This window comes from Comamonas sp. FG99, assembly GCF_057808605.1.
In genome coordinates this window covers 15,998-30,382 of record NZ_JBMDII010000010.1, presented here as the reverse complement: position 1 = coordinate 30,382, position 14,385 = coordinate 15,998, and the positions used below count along the sequence as shown (strand labels likewise).

General features: G+C 60.2%; 13 protein-coding genes. 7 read left to right on the top strand and 6 right to left on the bottom strand.

The window, feature by feature from the left end; genetic code table 11:
• Positions 1-17 precede the first annotated feature (17 nt).
• The 4 genes from ACODRX_RS08730 to ACODRX_RS08715 all read right to left on the bottom strand — a co-directional run bounded on the left by ACODRX_RS08730 (position 18) and on the right by ACODRX_RS08715 (position 4,658).
• The gene (locus tag ACODRX_RS08730) at positions 18-722 is read right to left on the bottom strand and encodes an ABC transporter ATP-binding protein (protein ID WP_488870984.1); all 705 of its coding nucleotides are present in this window, start codon (positions 720-722) and stop codon (positions 18-20) included.
• Positions 715-2,496: a branched-chain amino acid ABC transporter ATP-binding protein/permease gene (locus ACODRX_RS08725; protein ID WP_488870982.1), complete on the bottom strand. Its 1,782-nt coding sequence runs from the start codon at positions 2,494-2,496 to the stop codon at positions 715-717. The genes ACODRX_RS08730 and ACODRX_RS08725 overlap by 8 nt, the downstream gene beginning before the upstream one ends.
• 25 nt (positions 2,497-2,521) lie before the next feature.
• Positions 2,522-3,388 carry a branched-chain amino acid ABC transporter permease gene (locus ACODRX_RS08720; protein ID WP_488870981.1) on the bottom strand — a complete coding sequence of 289 codons (867 nt, stop codon included), beginning with the start codon at positions 3,386-3,388 and terminating at the stop codon, positions 2,522-2,524.
• Between the two features lie 70 nt (positions 3,389-3,458).
• Entirely contained in the window at positions 3,459-4,658 is a 1,200-nt protein-coding gene (locus tag ACODRX_RS08715) for an ABC transporter substrate-binding protein (RefSeq protein WP_488870980.1), read from the bottom strand.
• Positions 4,659-5,098: 440 nt separating this feature from the next.
• Between ACODRX_RS08715 and ACODRX_RS08710 the strand changes: the two genes are divergently transcribed.
• Genes ACODRX_RS08710 through kce form a run of 3 tightly spaced genes read left to right on the top strand, consistent with a single transcriptional unit; the run spans position 5,099 to position 7,784 of the window.
• On the top strand, positions 5,099-5,881 hold the full coding sequence (locus ACODRX_RS08710; protein ID WP_488870978.1) for an SDR family oxidoreductase: 783 nt from the start codon (positions 5,099-5,101) through the stop codon (positions 5,879-5,881).
• 2 nt (positions 5,882-5,883) lie between these two features.
• Positions 5,884-6,846 carry a 3-hydroxyacyl-CoA dehydrogenase gene (locus tag ACODRX_RS08705; RefSeq protein ID WP_488870977.1) on the top strand — a complete coding sequence of 321 codons (963 nt, stop codon included), beginning with the start codon at positions 5,884-5,886 and terminating at the stop codon, positions 6,844-6,846.
• A 2-nt stretch (positions 6,847-6,848) separates the two neighbouring features.
• Positions 6,849-7,784, top strand: a complete 936-nt coding sequence (gene kce, locus ACODRX_RS08700; RefSeq protein WP_488870975.1) for a 3,5-dioxohexanoate:acetyl-CoA acetone transferase — start codon at positions 6,849-6,851, stop codon at positions 7,782-7,784.
• A 106-nt stretch (positions 7,785-7,890) separates the two neighbouring features.
• Here the strand turns inward: kce and ACODRX_RS08695 are convergent, their stop codons facing one another.
• Positions 7,891-9,060 (bottom strand): glycerol dehydrogenase, encoded by a 1,170-nt coding sequence (locus tag ACODRX_RS08695; protein WP_488870974.1) that lies wholly within the window; start codon positions 9,058-9,060, stop codon positions 7,891-7,893.
• Positions 8,990-9,712 (bottom strand): GntR family transcriptional regulator, encoded by a 723-nt coding sequence (locus ACODRX_RS08690; protein WP_488870972.1) that lies wholly within the window; start codon positions 9,710-9,712, stop codon positions 8,990-8,992. Before ACODRX_RS08690 ends, ACODRX_RS08695 begins: the two co-directional genes overlap by 71 nt.
• 103 nt (positions 9,713-9,815) lie before the next feature.
• Here ACODRX_RS08690 and ACODRX_RS08685 point away from each other — a divergent pair, with 103 nt between their 5' ends.
• From ACODRX_RS08685 to ACODRX_RS08670, 4 genes are read left to right on the top strand one after another with little or no spacing between them, the layout of a single operon-like run.
• Positions 9,816-10,673, top strand: a complete 858-nt coding sequence (locus tag ACODRX_RS08685; protein ID WP_488870971.1) for a transketolase — start codon at positions 9,816-9,818, stop codon at positions 10,671-10,673.
• Positions 10,674-10,716: 43 nt separating this feature from the next.
• Positions 10,717-11,703: a transketolase family protein gene (locus ACODRX_RS08680; protein WP_488870970.1), complete on the top strand. Its 987-nt coding sequence runs from the start codon at positions 10,717-10,719 to the stop codon at positions 11,701-11,703.
• 10 nt (positions 11,704-11,713) lie between these two features.
• Positions 11,714-12,517, top strand: a complete 804-nt coding sequence (locus ACODRX_RS08675) for a shikimate dehydrogenase family protein (RefSeq protein WP_488870968.1) — start codon at positions 11,714-11,716, stop codon at positions 12,515-12,517.
• A 1-nt stretch (position 12,518) separates the two neighbouring features.
• Positions 12,519-14,117, top strand: a complete 1,599-nt coding sequence (locus ACODRX_RS08670; protein WP_488870966.1) for a GMC family oxidoreductase — start codon at positions 12,519-12,521, stop codon at positions 14,115-14,117.
• Positions 14,118-14,385 lie beyond the last annotated feature (268 nt).

Here is a 14,385-nt window from a genome sequence, read left to right as displayed (position 1 = left end):
CTTTCTGAAGGGTTTTCTCAGTGGCCCAGGTAGGCCTTTTTCACATGTGGATCGCTCAGCAGCTGCTCGCCGGTACCAGCAAGCACGATGGAGCCGTTTTCGAGCACGTAGCCGCGGTCAGCCAGGCGCAGAGTCTTGAACACGTTCTGCTCAACCAGCAACACGGTCACGCCGTGCTGGGCGATACCGCGAATGATGTCGAACATCTGCTGCACCAGCAGCGGTGAAAGCCCCAGGGACGGCTCGTCAAAGACCAGCAACCTGGGGCCCGCCATCATGCCGCGCGCAATTGCCACCATTTGCTGTTCACCACCGGAGAGCGATCCCGCGTACTGGTGGAGTCGTTCCTTGACGCGTGGAAAGATCTGGAGCACTTCGTCGAGCTTGCGCTGCATGATTAGGCGGGCTGCGCGTTTGTAGGAGCCCATCAGCAGGTTGTCTTTGACCGTGAAGTGCGGAAACAGCTGTCGCCCCTCGGGAACCATGGTAATGCCCGCATCGACAATGTCATAGGGTTTGCCGTTGGTAAGGTCCTGACCTGCGAATTCCACCTTGCCAGCGGTTGCGGGAACCACTCCGCAGATGGTCTTGAGCGTGGTGGTCTTGCCTGCGCCGTTAGCACCGATCAGCGTGACGATTTCGCCCTCATTCACCTCGAAATCCAGGCGGTTGAGAATCTGGGTCTTGCCGTAGCCCGATGTCAGTCCATTCACCTTAAGCATCTTGAAACTCCTTGCCGAGATACGCCTCGATCACTGCGGGGTTCTCGATGACCTCTCTAGGGTCGCCGGTGACCAGAACGCTGCCTTCATTGATCACGATGATTCGATCCGAAAGCGCCATGGTCGCCTGCATCATGTGCTCGATGAGCAGCACCGAAATTCCCGAATCTCGGATGCGGCGGATCATCGCAATCGCCTTTTCGATATCGGTTGGGTTAAGGCCGGCCATCACTTCGTCAAGCAGCAGGATGTGCGGCCGAATGGCAAGGGCGCGAGCAATCTCGAGTCGTTTCATGCCGCCGACCGTCAGGCTGCGCGCCTCTGTGTTCAGCGACCGGGTCAGGTCGGTCAGCTCGGCGACGCGCAGCGCGATCTGTTCTGCTTCGGCACGGTTGGCGGTGTGGATGAATGCGCCTAGCATGATGTTCTCCAGCACAGTGAGCCCAGTGAAAGGCTTGGCGATCTGGAACGTGCGACCCAAGCCCTTGCGGGCAAATTCGTTGGGAGTCTTGCAGTGCACCCATTGGCCATCATTGGAGAACATGGAGACTGTGCCCTGATCCGGTGCCAGAAAACCCGAGAGCTGGTTGAACACCGTCGTTTTCCCAGCGCCGTTGGGGCCGATCACACCGAGTATTTCACCCTGGTGTAGGGTCAGCGAAACGTCATTCGTCGCCAAAAGGCCGCCAAAGCGTTTGTGCAGATGCTCGGCCTTGAGAACGGGCTGCCTTAGCTCGGTTACCGGCTTGAGCGCCTCTTCACGCGCCGACTTGGCTGCTGCGGGCCGGCGGCCCAGATAGGGCAAGCGATCAAGAACGCGGATGCAGTATTCGCCAAGTGCACCGGCCAGGCCGCGCGGGATGGTCAGCACGACCAGCACCAGAATGACGCCATACACCACGCCATGCATGCCGTTGCCGACGCTGCTGAGCCAGCCGCGCGCCAGCTCCGCAATCGGCAGCACTAGAAAGGTTCCTGCCACCGGGCCTGCGATGGTGCCCAGCCCACCGATCAGCGCGAACATGGCAATCTGGATCGATAGTTCCAGCGAAAAGGCAGAGGCTGGGTCTACGAAGGTGAGATAGGTGATATGGAATGTGCCGATGATGCTGGTCAGCATGGCCGAGATGGCAGCAGCCAGTATCTTGGCTCGCACCGTGTGGATACCGACGGCAAGTGCTGCATCCTCGCGCTCGCGGATGGCAATGAGGTAGTGGCCGATGCGCGCTTTGCGGATACACCATGACACCCATAGCACCAGCATGAACAAGGCAAAAGCAATGATCACGTAGTTGGTCTTGTCGCGAAAGACGATCCATTTCCAACCGATGTTGAGCGGCAGGCTGATACCGCTGGAGCCGCCGGTCCAGTGCTCTTCGTGGATCACGACCAGGCGTACTACTTCCAGTACCGCAATCGTTGCCAATGCGAAGAATGGGCCGCGCAGGCGCAGGGTCGGGTAGCTGATGATGACCGCGACGATGCCGGAAATCACTGCTCCGGCGACCATACCGATCCAGGGACTGATTGCGAAGTTTTGGGTCAGCAAGGTGGCTGTATAGCCGCCAATGCCGTAGAACACGGCATGACCCAGAGAGAGCTGTCCAACATAGCCGCCGACAATGTTCCAAGCCACTGCGAGTGAGGAGAACACGAACAGCAGCACAAATAGGTTCGTCATGAAGGGCGTGCTGTAGGCCATGGGGATGGCTAACAGAAGCATCAGCAAAATCAGGCCTACATAGGTGCGAGGATTGCGAATATCTGGAAACATGAGGTCTTGCTCCTATAGGGGTCGATCACTCCGTACCAATGCCAAAGAGGCCGGTCGGTTTCAGAGCCAAGATCAAGAGAAAGATGCCGAAATACACCACTTCCTTCAGGTCGGGAGCAATGTAGAAGCCTGCAAGGGTGTCCACCACGCCAATGATCAGTGAGCCCGCCACGGCTCCGTACAGGCTGCCCAAGCCACCGAGCACCACAATCACGAATGCGGTTAGGACGAAGTAGGTGCCCACCGTGGGAAACACTGGGTATTGCGGTGCCAGCAGACCTGCAGCCACGCCGACGAATGCAGCTCCCAGGCCGAACGCGATGGCATAGACGTTATAGACATTCACGCCCATCAGTGTTGCGGCATAGCGATGTTGTGCCACGGCGCGCAGCGCGCGCCCCAGGTAGGTGCGATGCATGAAAAGGTGCAGCAGCACGGCAAGCCCGACACCCACTACAAAGGTGATGAGCTGGCCGGAAACGATGGAGATCGGGCCGACGCTGAATGCGCTAGTACCCAGTTGCGCGGGCGCGCGCTGCACATTGGCGCCGAACACCACCAGAGCCAGGTTCAGCAGGATCGTCGAGACACCCACCATCGCGAAGATCTGGATATGTTCGTCGGCATTGAGCAGAGGTTGGATGATGCCCTTTTGCACCAAGGCACCCAGCGCAAACAGGATGACTGCAACAGGAATCAAGCCCAGGTAAGGGTGCAGCCCCAGGTGCGTCGCAATCAGGTAGATGAGATACATGCCCAGCATCAGGAATTCGCCATGGGCGAAGTTCACCACCCGGACAACGCCGAAGATCAGCGTCAGCCCCAGGCTGATGATGATGTAGGCCCCTCCAAGCAACAGGCCGTTGATAACCAGTTGGATAAAGATTTCCATAGTGCAACCTTTAGAAATACGAAGTCCGCAAGGCCCGCGTATGCGTGCCCTGCGGACTCCATGCCTCGTTTTACTTGTTGAAGACAGGCTTGCCTTGCGCCAGGTTGTTGGGTGCGATGGTGATCAGCTTGCCGTCTTGCCACTGCATCACATAGAACGTGGATGCCTTGTTCTGACCGTCTTCACCAAAGTCGAAACCCCAGCCATTGGCAGTCTCGCCCGCCGGCTTCTTGTAGGCCAGTACGGCTGCACGGATTTTGTCCTTGTCGGTAGATTTTGCGTTGCCGATGGCTTCGAAGAAAGCCTTGGCGCCCACGTAGTTGGTCAGGCTGTGACCCGACTGCGGTTCGCCTTTGTAGGCCGCACGATAGGCGTCTAGGAACTTGTTCAGGCCAGGCGCCCCGGCAGGGTTGATGGAGGATTGCGGGAAGTCCAGATCGAACACCCCACTCATGTCGGCACCCACGGCCTTGGCTGTATCGGCAAGGGAATAGCCGCCGCCGGCACCGATCACGACCTTGGGCTTGAAGCCGGCAGCCTTGGCTTGGTTGAAGTACAGAATGGCGTCGTTCTGGTAAGCCGTCTGCAGCACCACGTTGACACCCGCGCCCTTGAGGCGAAGGATCAGCGAGGAAAGATCCACTGTCTTGGCGGAATAGGGCAGAACTTCGGCCACGGCATAGCCCAGCTCCTGGGCACGCTTCTTCTCGGTCGCAGCCACATCAGTGCCATAAGGTCCGTCTTCGTGGATGATGCCGATCTTGAGGTCCTTCGGGCTCAAGCCCATGCCCGGCGCCACCAGCTCATGCAGTGCGTTCACCACCGATACGCCGTACAGCGCGGTATTGGGATTGCTGCGGAACAGGTACTTGTAGCCCCGTGTGGTGATCTTGTGGGCCGTGGCACCCATTTCAAAGTAAGGAACGCCGGCGAGCTCCGTCACCGGCGAGGCGGCATAGGACACGCCCGAAGCGTAGCTTCCGAACACGCCGACGACGCCATCGGAGATCAGTCGTTTGGTTTCGGACACCGCCTGCGTTGGGTCTACCGCGTCCGCTTTCACGATGGTGATCTTCTCGCCATTGACGCCACCTGCGGCGTTGATTTCATTGACGGCGACTTCCAGGCCCCGGAAACTTTCCTGACCCAGGAGCGCCAGATTGCCGCTGAAAGGGAATAGTGCACCCACCTTGATGTCGGCCCATGCCGAACCGGCGGCCATGGCGCTGCATGCTCCCACCGCAAGAACGATTTTCTTCAATTTGATCATTGGCTTTGCTCCTTGTATCGTTTGACTGAACCAATCACATCGAATTTAGGATATATCATATATCGTATTTCTAAGGAATTGATTCTAGGTACATGTTGCAAAGCACTGATTGGGAGTTACCCTTGCCGCTGCATGCGGGGTTGGGACGGCGTAGCCATGTTCCGTCGGATCCACGCTGCGCGGACTCGCGATAGGGGCGACCTCAAAGAACCTACGAGCAGATCCAGGAATCTGTGCACGCGCAATAGCACTTGGGCTGCAGCAAAAGCAAAGCGGTCAGGTATGCACTGCCCGATCTTCGGGCTGCCCGGCCACAGCATGCAGTACATGCATCCATGTGGGTTTGAGCTAATACCGTGCCTCGGGTGATTGCCAGATGCATCATATATCGTATATTATTTTTTTCATTCCAATCAGAACGACATGAGGAGATATGGAAGATGTTCGATGATGTGAGCTTTGCAGGGCGTAAGGTGTTGATCACTGCTGGCGCAGATGGTCTGGGACTGGAGATGGCCCGTGTGTTTCATAAGGCGGGGGCCACCATCATGGTCTGCGACGTGAATGAAGAACGCCTGGCCGCAGTGCCTCACGAGCTGCCCGGAGCAGTGGCGGTAGCGGCCGATGTCTCTGATGAAGACAGTGTGGCCCAGTTGTTTGCCCAGGTGCAGGAGAAGCTCGGCGGGCTGGACGTACTGCTGAACAATGCCGGCGTGGCCGGCCCGACCGGCTATGTGGAGACGCTGTCCAAGAAGGACTGGGACCATACCCTGGCCGTCAACATCACGGGCCAGTTCCTGTGTGCGCGGCTGGCCGTGCCCTTGCTCAAGCAGTCCCGCCATGGCGTGATGATCAACTTGTCCTCTGCCGCAGGCCATTTGGGATTTGCCGGGCGCTCCGTCTATTCGGCCTCGAAGTGGGCGGTGATCGGCTTCACCAAGTCGCTGGCCATCGAGTTGGGTGCTTTCGGTGTGCGTGTGAACGCGATCCTGCCGGGGGCTGTGGAAGGGCCGCGCATTCGTGCGGTGATCGCCGCCAAGGCTAAGACCATGGGCCAACCGGTGGAGGAGATCGCGGCGCACTATGAGAACCAGTCGGTGCTGGGCCGCATGGTGACGGCTACCGACATTGCCAACATGGCTTTGTTCAATGCGAGCGATGCTGCGCGCAGCGTGAACGGCCAGGCCATCGTGGTTGATGCGTTCACGCAGAAGCTGTACTGAACATGCTCCCCTATTCCACAGAACCCGCAGAGCCTCGGCGCATCGCCGCCATTGTTGGCGTGGGGTTGATCGGCCAGGCCTGGGCCATCGTCTTCGCCCGTGCTGGCTGGCAGGTGCAGTTGCACGATGTGAATACAGCGTGCCTGTCCGGGGCCCGGCAACTGATCGTCCGCCAATTGCAGGAGCTCGAAATCCAGGGCCTGCTGCAAGGCGCTGGCGAAACCGCAGCCCGTGTGAATGTGGCGCAGGACCTAGCTGCTGCACTCCAAGGCGCCGACTATGTGCAGGAGAGCTCGCCCGAGCACCTGACCGTCAAGCAGGCCTTGTTCCGCCAGTTGGACGCGCTGGCGCCTGCCGCAGCCATCATCGGCAGCTCCACCTCCAGCATTGCGGCCAGCCTGTACACGGAAGACCTGCCGGGCCGCCACCGCTGCCTGGTTGCACACCCGGTCAACCCGCCTTATCTCATTCCAGTGGTTGAGCTTTGTCCGGCACCGTGGACCAGCGCAGATGTGGTGGCTCGGACGCGCGAAATCATGCAATCCATCGCACAGAAGCCGGTCGTGGTGCGAAAGGAGGTTGAGGGCTTCATTCTCAATCGCCTCCAAGGTGCCCTGTTGCACGAGGCGTTCCGCCTTTATGCGGCGGGCGTTGCCAGTGCGGAGGACATCGACACTACCGTCAAGGACGGCCTAGGCCTGCGCTGGTCTTTCATGGGCCCGTTCGAGACCATCGACCTCAATGCGCCGGGTGGTCTGGTGGATTATTGCGCCCGCTATGGCGGCCTGTACCAGTCCATCGGGCAGGAGCAACGGGACACCCCCGCGTGGAGCGAGGCGTTGGTCGGTGCGATCGCACAAGAGCGGCGAGCGCAACTGCCACAAGAGGATTTGCATACGCGCCGCTTGTGGCGCGACGAGCGATTGATGCAGTTGATGCGTCACAAGCACCACAACGGAGATTGAACATGGCAAAACCTAAGCAGAAAATTATCATCACCTGTGCCGTCACCGGCGCCATCCACACCCCGAGCATGTCACCCCATCTGCCCGTGACGGCCGACGAAATCGCCGAGGCGGCCATCGGTGCAGCGCAAGCTGGCGCGGCCATCCTGCATCTGCATGCCCGCGATCCGCAGACTGGCAAGCCCTCGCAGGACCCAGCCCTGTTCAAGCCGTTTCTGGAGCGCATCAAGGCCGAGACGAATGCAGTGGTAAACATCACCACCGGCGGTAGCCCGCACATGACGGTGGAGGAGCGCATGCGCCCAGCCACCACGTTCAAGCCTGAGGTGGCCTCGCTGAACATGGGGTCGATGAACTTCGGCCTGTTCCCCATGCTGGACCGCTTTCAGCATTTCGAGCATGAGTGGGAGCGCGAGCACCTGTCCAACAGCCGCTCGCTGATTTTCCGGAACACCTATCAGGATATTGAAACCATCCTGAAAATCGGCAACGACAACGGCACACGCTTCGAGTTCGAGTGCTATGACATCAGCCATCTCTACAACTTGTCCCACTTTGTGGACAAGGGATTGGTACAGTCCCCGCCATTCATCCAGTCGGTGTTCGGCATTCTGGGGGGCATTGGCCCACACCCCGAAGACCTGATGCACATGCGCCGCACGGCCGATCGGCTGTTTGGCGATAGCTACGAGTGGTCCATCCTCGGTGCGGGGCGCAACCAGCTGCCGCTGGCTACCATGGGGGCGGCGATGGGTTCGAATGTGCGTGTCGGCCTGGAAGATTCGCTGTGGATCGGCCCGGGGCAACTGGCCGAGTCCAACCGCCAGCAGGTGGAACGGATCCGCCTGATTGCCGAAGCCCTGAACCTGGATATTGCCACCCCGGACGAAGCCCGCGCCAAGCTCGGCCTCAAAGGCGGCAGCAACGTTGCATTCTGAGCGCGGCGCACGCCATGCCCAACGCAACGGCATGCACGTTCCGTGCGTGCCTTCCTTTTGCATTGGGCGGCGGCGATATGGCTCACCTCTGGGCTGTTGGGTCCGGTTAAAAAAAACGCTTTAGCGCATCCACCATGGCCACCTGGTCCAGCGCCTTCTGGAAGTTGGCGGTGTGGCGAGCCTCCAGCGTCAAGCGCGCTGCGGTAGCGAACTGCTCTTCGGTCGGGCTGTCCGCGCCGAGCGCGCGCAGCGTGGTGGGCAGGCCCATGCGTGCGTACCAGTCGCACAGCATGGCCAGGCTGCCGTCCTCGCGCGCTTCCAGATCCAGTTGGATCAGCAGCCCCACTGCCACCTGCAGGCCATGCAGCGCGAGGGCTACGCCCGGCAGGTGCGGCAGACCGCGGGTGAGCGCATGCGCGACCGACAGGCCGCCGCTTTCGAAGCCCAGTCCGCTCATGAGGATCACCGCTTCCACAACACGTTCGAAAGCGGGCGTGGGCTCCGAGGTGCCCGCGGCTTGAAGCGCCGCTTCGCCATCGGCCAGCAGCGTGGCCATGCAGGCCTGTGCGATGGTCTGTGCAGTCAGGGTGGAATGGCCGCCGTACATATTGCGCCCCCCGGCCAAAAGGCATTGCTCGGCCTCGAACTTTTTCGATACCGCGTCGCCAATGCCGGCCAGGAAGAAGTGGCGCGGCGCGGCAGCGATGATGCGGGTGTCCACCACCACAGCAGCGGGGTTGAAGCGCATGTGTTCCACCGCCAGCAACCGGTGGTGTTCGTCGTACAGCACATAATTCTTGCTGGTGGGCGCATCGTTGGAGGCCACCGTTGGCACGGTGATCAGCGGGCGGCCGGTGGCCTTGGCCACCGCCTTCCCGGCGTCCAGCGACTTCCCGCCGCCGGCCGCCACCACCACATCGGTGCGGCGTCCGGCCGCCTGTTTGCACAGCACGGCGATCAAGGCAGGTGTCAGGTCGCCCTGCACCACGAGCGTCTCCAGCGTTACCTGCTGTTGCGCGCAGATGGCAGCGATAGGCGGCCCATATTGGGCATGGACATAGCTGTCGATGACCAGGGTGGCCTCGCGCCCGAACAGGTGTATGTGCTCTGCCAGTGTTTCCAGCGCGCCGGGGCCTTGAACGTAGCGCAAAGGTGCACCAAAGATTTTGAACATGCCGATGTTTGCCTCGAGGTGGATGGAACTGCTATCTGCGTGCCGTACGGGACTTCTGCGTTTGTTGCTCTTGCTCTTGCGCTTCCTGCTCGCGCTTGACAAGCCAGTCGATCATGATTTTTCCGCCCCAGGCGATGTCTGCCTGCATGGCTTTGGCTGCGGCGTCCGGGTCTCTGGCTTCCAGGGCGTCGAGAACCGCTTCGTGCCGGTGCGAGTCCTGCTGGTAGTCCAGCCCCGCAGTCTTGATATGAAATATTTTCAGGATCGGGCCCGTGGTCACCCAAAACGATTCCACGGTGTTGCGCAGCACCGGCTTGCGGGCGGCTTCAAGCACAGCAAAGTGGAACTTGCGGTTCAGGTGGCTGGCCCGTTTGGGGTCGCTGGCCGTGTAGGAGAGGAATTCCTTTTGCAAGGCCTTCAGGCTGTCAAGCTGCCGGCGCGTGATGTTGCGCGCTGCTTCGGCGGCGCCCATGCCCTCCAGGTGGATGCGGATCTGCTGGATTTCGCTGAGTTTTTCCGAATCCACATAGGGAACATACACGGCCGTTGCCGCCTGCATCTCCAGGCCCTGTTCACTGATTAGCCGGAAGATGGCCTCGCGTACGGGTGTGATGGATACGTCCATCTCTTTGGCGAGATCACTGATGACCAGGCGCTCGCCAGGCTCATACTGTCCGTCAATGAGGGCATTGCGGATTTCGTTGTAAACCTTGAGAGAGAGATTCTCTTTCTTGACAGGCTTCAGGCTGGACATGAGATAGCGGCGATGGGTTGATGAGTCCAATGATTCTATCGAATCCTGTACATCTTCAGGTTTTTTGTATATCATATATCATATATCTTAAAAGGGACACGTCATGCATGAGGCTTCCTGTGCTCTGTCGCCCACAGAGCTGAAGACACTGAAGGACCGGGCACGGTTCATCCGCTTGGAGACCATCCGACTGATAGAGATCGCTAAGGTGGGACATTACAGCTCCGTTTTTTCCTGCGCGGAGATCTTTTCGTCGCTCTATTACGGTGTGATGCGGCTGTGTCCGGGAGATGCGGCCTGGCCGGACCGTGACCGCTTTCTAATGGGTAAGGGGCATGCCGCTGTGGGCCTGTTTCCCGTACTGGCCGACCTGAAGTTCTTCGACCCCAGTCTGCTCGATGGCTATACGCGCCTGGGAGGTTCCCTGGGCGATCACCCAGACATGACCAAGGTGCCCGGAGTGGACTTCAGTTCCGGCTCCATCGGCCATGCACTCTCCAACGGCGCCGGCATGGCTATGGCGGCCCGCATGCAGAACCGGAATTTCCGGACCTTTGTGATGCTGGGCGATGGCGAGATGCAAGAAGGACAGGTATGGGAGGCCGCGCTGTTCGCGGCACACCACAAGCTTTGCCGCTTGGTTGCCATCGTGGATCGCAATGGCTACCAACTCGATGGAAGAGTCGACGAAGTGATTGGTGTGGAATCGCTCAGCGAAAAATGGCGCAGCTTTGGCTGGCAGGTGCACGAAGTGGATGGGCATGATTTGCTGGCACTCACAGGCCTGTTGCGCAGGCTGCGTGCGGATGAGGCGCGCACGCAGCCCGCCTGTGTGATTGCCCATACGGTCAAAGGCAAGGGTGTCTCCTATATGGAGACCGAGCCCGGCTGGCATCTGGGCTATCTGGCCCCCGAAGACGCGCAGCGCGCCGCCGATGAAATCCTGGCGCGCGACATCTGAGCCCCAGCAACCCCCTCCACCTCCAAAGCCAGAGGCTTATCCCATGACCCAGAAACTTTCCAAGGATTCCTGGCAATACCGCGCATTGAATGCCGTCACGCCAGGTCTGGCCTACCTCTCCAACGCACTGATTGAGCTGGCACAAGAGGGGCATCCTGTGGTAGCCGGCTCCGCCGATCTTCAGTACTCCAATGGCCTGAACCTGTTTGCCAAGCATTACCCCGAGCGCTATGTGCAGTTCGGCATTTCCGAGCAGAACATGGTCTCCGCGGCTGCAGGCATGGCCACCACGGGTGTCATGCCCTTTGTCGCTACCTTTGCCTCGTTTCTCGGCCTGCTGTGCTGCGAGCAGATCCGCATGGACGTGGCTTACACCAAGCTGCCGGTGCGGCTGATTGGCCACCACACCGGCATCAGCCTCGGCTTCTACGGCACCTCGCACCATGCCACGGAGGACATCTCCACCATGCGCGCCATTGCAGGGCTGACTGTGGTTTCACCCGCCGATGGCCCGCAGCTGGCGGCTGCCATCAAGGCTTCGGTACACTGGCCAGAGCCGATCTACTTCCGCATTGGCCGCGGACGTGATCCACAGGTGTATGAAGACCATGCGCCCTTTGAGTTCGGCAAGGCCATCGTGCACTCCGAAGGCAGTGATCTCAACATCATTGCCTGCGGCATCGCCGTCTCCAGCGCGCTGGAAGCCGCTGCGCAATTGCGCCAGGAGGGCCATTCGATCGGCGTGATCGACATGCACACCATCAAGCCGCTGGACCGCGCGGCAGTGCTGCATGCGGCAGGCCTTGCGCGCAAGATGATGACAGTGGAAGAGCACAATGTGCTGGGCGGTCTGGGCGCAGCAGTGTCGGAGGTGCTGACCGACGAGGGTACTGGTGTTCGCCTGCACCGCCACGGCATCCAGGACGAATACTCGCTGATTGCACCGCCCATTACGCTCTATGCCCACTATAAGCTTGACGCCGCTGGCATCGCTGAAATGGCGCGCACCCAGCTCCAACGCACAATCTAAGGCAGCACACATGCGGGAAATTACAGGCAGCACCCGACTCTTCGGCATCATCGCCGATCCCATCTATCACGTGAAAACGCCTCAGCGCATGAACGAGCATTTTGCGCGCATCGGCTTTGATGGCGTATGCGTGCCATTCCACGTCAAGCCCGGCGGTTTGAAGGCAGCCATGGCAGGTTTTCGCTTGATGGAGAACCTCGGTGGCGTGATCGTCACCATTCCGCACAAAACGGCAGTGCTGGAGTTGGTCGATGAGGTCTCGCCCGTTGCGCAGCAAATCGGCGCCGCCAATGTCATTCGCCGCAATGCCGATGGCACACTCTATGCACACATGCTGGATGGCGAGGGCTTTGTCGGCGGCTTGCAGGAGGCGCAGATTCCGGTACAGGGGAAAGCCGCCTACCTGGCGGGCGCTGGCGGCGCAGCCAATGCCATCGGCTTTGCGCTGGTGCAGGCCGGCGTCGCTTCACTCACCATCGCCAATCGGACGCAGGCCAAGGCACACGACCTGCGTGAACGTATTCTCTCGCTGCACCCGGAGGCAGACATCCGCATCGGCAATTCTGACCCGAGTGGCCATGACCTGGTGATCAACGGCACCTCGCTGGGCATGCATGAGACGGATGCCTTGCCGCTGGATGTGAGCCGGCTGATACCCGCGCAGCAGGTCTGTGAAGTGATCATGGAGCCCCGCACGACGCCACTGCTGAAAGCGGCACTGGAGCGTGGCTGCCCGGTGCAGTATGGCGCGCCCATGCTGGCCTGCCAAATCCAACTGATGGCTCGGATGCTCGGCGTTGGTTCAGAGGGGTGATATGGCGGATTACGACTACATCATCGCTGGGGGCGGCACGGCTGGCTGCATCCTGGCGAATCGCCTGACTGAAAGCGGCAAGTACCGAGTGCTGCTGTTGGAAGCCGGGCCAGAAGCGCGGAGCATGTGGATTTCGATTCCCGCAGGCTTTTCCAAGCTACTGGTCGATCCCAATTTCAACTGGCGTTTCAAGACCGAGCCGGAAGACAACGTGCAAGGCCGCGTCATCGCGGTGCCGCGCGGTAAGGGACTGGGCGGCTCCACGTTGATCAACGGCATGATCTATGTGCGCGGCATTCCTGATGATTATGATGGTTGGGAGGCCGCAGGAGCTGCAGGCTGGGGCTATGCGAACGTGGAGCCGGTGTTCCGCAAGATCGAGCGCTATGAAGGCGGTGGCCCTGGGCGTGGCAAGAACGGCCCCATGTGGATCGAGGCGGTTGCCGAACGCTACCCGATATCAGATGCATTGCTGCGCGCGGCCCAGCAAGATGGTCAGCCCCTCAATCCGGACTATAACAGCGGCCAGCCTCAGGAGGGTTTTGGCTACTACCAGGTGGTGCAAAACAGGGGCAGGCGCTGGTCGGTAGTGGAGGGCTATCTCAAGCCTGCCGCCAACCGACCCAACCTGAAAGTGATCAGCGGTGCGATGGTGGTCCGCCTGGTTTTTGAAGGTATGTGCTGCACGGGCGTGGTCTATCGCCATGCCGGGCAGGAGTTGACGGTCAGGGCCGGACGGGAGACGATCCTCGCACTCGGGGCGATCCAGTCGCCGCAGATGCTCGAAGTCTCCGGAATCGGCAATCCGGATCTGCTGCAGCGCCATGGCATTGCTGTCGTGCACACCAAGCCCCAGGTAGGAGAAAACTACATCGAGCACTTTGCCACGCGGATGAACTGGCGCGTAAAGAACACCGTTACGATCAACGAGATGTCGCGGGGCTGGCGCCTGGCAAGCCAAGTAGCCAAGTATTACGCGCAGCGCAAGGGCATTCTCACGTTAGGCACGGGCCTGGTGCACGGCTTTGTCAAATCACATGCGGCACTGCCACAGGCGGACGTGCAGTATTTCTTTGTGCATGCCAGCTATGCCAACGCAGCCGAGCGCATTTTGGACCGTCAGCCCGGGATGACCATTGGCGTGGCACAGCTGAGGCCTCAGTCCGTGGGCAGTATCCACATCCAGTCCGCCGACCCGATGCAACAGCCCGCGATACGCCCCAATTTGCTGAGCGCTCAAATCGACCGCGACAGCCTGATCGGCGGCATGCGCGCCGCCCGGCGAATCGTCGGGCGGCCAGCGATGCAGCAGTATGTGGAATCGGAGTTAAGTCCGGGCGCAGACGTGCAGAGCGATGCGGAATGGCTAGACTTTGCGCGGAGCAATGGCCAAACCATCTACCATCCCATTGGCACCTGCCGCATGGGGACGGATGCTGCCGCGGTGACGGACCCACGCCTGCGTGTGCAAGGTCTGCAGGGGCTACGGGTCATCGACGCGTCGATCATGCCCAGGATGGTATCTGGCAATACGCAGGCGGCGGTAATGATGGTTGCCGAGAGAGGCGCGGCACTGGTGCTGGAGGATGCTGAGCATTAGAGCGATTTCTAGGGCGTGATCTGTAGATGCTGGCGCTGCCGGATGCAGCATGCTCAGAAGCTGGCAAAGCTATGCCTTGGAACCAGAGGATATAGCTCAGAGCGGCGCCAATGACGCCCAGCCATAGCGGGCCATGCAGGTTCGACATGCCTAGAGCGGGCATTGCGGGCTCGAGGGCAAGGGCAAAGGGCGCGATCAGCAAACCTCACGAGGTCAGCTACCACACGGTAGAGGGCCTCCGCGAAACCGGAGGTCGCCATTTCGTTGG

Bases quoted from the DNA above. Each gene is read 5' to 3' on its own strand.
- ACODRX_RS08715 (WP_488870980.1), bottom strand. From the start codon at position 4,658: ATGATCAAATTGAAGAAAATCGTTCTTGCGGTGGGAGCATGCAGCGCC.
- ACODRX_RS08690 (WP_488870972.1), bottom strand. From the start codon at position 9,712: ATGTCCAGCCTGAAGCCTGTCAAGAAAGAGAATCTCTCTCTCAAGGTT.
- ACODRX_RS08685 (WP_488870971.1), top strand. From the start codon at position 9,816: ATGCATGAGGCTTCCTGTGCTCTGTCGCCCACAGAGCTGAAGACACTG.
- ACODRX_RS08725 (WP_488870982.1), bottom strand. From the start codon at position 2,496: ATGTTTCCAGATATTCGCAATCCTCGCACCTATGTAGGCCTGATTTTG.
- ACODRX_RS08730 (WP_488870984.1), bottom strand. From the start codon at position 722: ATGCTTAAGGTGAATGGACTGACATCGGGCTACGGCAAGACCCAGATT.
- kce (WP_488870975.1), top strand. From the start codon at position 6,849: ATGGCAAAACCTAAGCAGAAAATTATCATCACCTGTGCCGTCACCGGC.
- ACODRX_RS08710 (WP_488870978.1), top strand. From the start codon at position 5,099: ATGTTCGATGATGTGAGCTTTGCAGGGCGTAAGGTGTTGATCACTGCT.
- ACODRX_RS08705 (WP_488870977.1), top strand. From the start codon at position 5,884: ATGCTCCCCTATTCCACAGAACCCGCAGAGCCTCGGCGCATCGCCGCC.
- ACODRX_RS08720 (WP_488870981.1), bottom strand. From the start codon at position 3,388: ATGGAAATCTTTATCCAACTGGTTATCAACGGCCTGTTGCTTGGAGGG.
- ACODRX_RS08675 (WP_488870968.1), top strand. From the start codon at position 11,714: ATGCGGGAAATTACAGGCAGCACCCGACTCTTCGGCATCATCGCCGAT.
- ACODRX_RS08670 (WP_488870966.1), top strand. From the start codon at position 12,519: ATGGCGGATTACGACTACATCATCGCTGGGGGCGGCACGGCTGGCTGC.
- ACODRX_RS08680 (WP_488870970.1), top strand. From the start codon at position 10,717: ATGACCCAGAAACTTTCCAAGGATTCCTGGCAATACCGCGCATTGAAT.